Here is a 1651-nt window from a genome sequence, read left to right as displayed (position 1 = left end):
AAATTTTTGCTTGGAAACACAGGACAATATGCATTCTCAATATTTGGAAGAAATGCTGGCGTTATTTATAAAAATGGAACATAAGTATGCTCGGTGACATATCTTCGGTAGAGCATATTTATATAGCCTGTGGGCATACAGATATGCGAAAGTCAATAGATGGACTCTGCTTTTTGGTGCAACAAAAATTCAAGATGGATCCTTTTGAGAAAAGTTTGTTTTTATTCAGCGGCAGGAAACATGACCGACTTAAAGCATTATTATTTGAAGGTGATGGTTTTGTACTTTTATATAAAAGACTGGAAAATGGTAAATTCCAGTGGTCGGATACCCCCGAAGAAGTACTGGATTTAAGCCGACAGCAGTTACGCTGGCTATTGGAGGGTTTATGCATAAACCAGCCTAAAGCTGTAAAGAAAATAACATCTAAAAGTTGTATATGACCAAGGAATTCATAAATCGCTATGAATTTCTTGGTCTTTCTGCTATACTGTAAACATCTTTTTTCCCAAAGGACGGTTATTTATGACACAGCTGGAAGTTTCAATGAAAAAACGCATAACGACATTAGAAGAAGAGAATCTGCGCCTTAAGGAACAGGTTGCTTATCTGCGCAAACATGCATTTGGACGTAAAACAGAAAAAACAGTTGTTATTTGTGAAGATCAATTGAGCTTGTTTGACGAAGCAGAGCAGGAAACGAAAAAAGATGCTCCTGAACCTGAAATACAGATAGTAAAAGAACATAAGCGCAAAAAATATTCCGGACAGAAAAAAGAACTGCTGGAAAATCTACCACATGAAAAGAAAGTTATAACATTACCTGAGGATAAAAGGATTTGTAACCGCTGCCAAAGTAAACTTGTATCCATGGGTGAAGAATTTATCCGCAGTGAATTAGAATATATCCCGGCTAAAGTAAAAGTAATAGATATTTACCGGGAAACATTTGAATGTCGCACTTGCCGAAAAAATGAACATTTCAGCATAGAAAAACCGCAAATACCAGCATGTGTAATACCACATAGTATAGCCACCCCTTCAGCAATAGCTCATACTATGCTGCAAAAATATGGATATGCTGTGCCGCTTTACCGTCAGGAAAAGCAATGGCAGCAACTAGGCATAAAACTAAACAGGGCAACACTTGCCAATTGGATAGTTTTAGCAGCACAGGAATGGCTGCTGCCCATAATAAATAAAATGCATGAATATCTTTTACAAGAAAAAGTTATTCATGCTGATGAAACACCAGTGCAGGTAATGGGCGAAAAAGACCGTAAAAATACAGCAAAATCCTATATGTGGCTGTATAGCAGCGGTAAATATGATCCCGTACACAATATCCGTATATTTGAATACCAGCCGGGAAGAAAAGGCGATTATGCCCAAAACTTTCTCAAAGGATATAGTGGTTATCTGCACACCGATGCCTATGTTGGCTATGAAAAAGTAGAAAATATAAAACATTGCCTATGCTGGGCTCATGCCAGAAGATACTTTGTTGAAGCAATACCTTCTGACACTAATGATCTTTTCGGGACAATAGCACAAGGAAGCATAAAACAAATAAATAAACTGTTTGCCATAGAAAAAATATTAATAGAAGAATCCATACAAAACAGGCAAAAAGAACGTCTCCAGCAAGAAA

2 protein-coding genes are annotated in these 1651 nt (G+C 37.1%); both read left to right on the top strand.

Going from position 1 to position 1651, the window contains the following annotated elements:
- The first annotated feature begins 86 nt into the window (after nt 1-86).
- The gene (gene tnpB / locus EDC37_RS12195; protein ID WP_132551742.1) at nt 87-443 is read left to right on the top strand and encodes an IS66 family insertion sequence element accessory protein TnpB; all 357 of its coding nucleotides are present in this window, start codon (nt 87-89) and stop codon (nt 441-443) included.
- 82 nt (nt 444-525) lie between these two features.
- On the top strand, nt 526-1651 hold a 1126-nt coding region (tnpC, locus tag EDC37_RS12190), incomplete at its 3' end, for an IS66 family transposase (protein WP_132551740.1).

The sequence above is a fragment of the Pectinatus cerevisiiphilus genome (genome assembly GCF_004341685.1).
Lineage (GTDB): Bacteria > Bacillota > Negativicutes > Selenomonadales > Selenomonadaceae > Pectinatus > Pectinatus cerevisiiphilus.
This window is presented reverse-complemented; position numbering and strand designations above follow the sequence as displayed.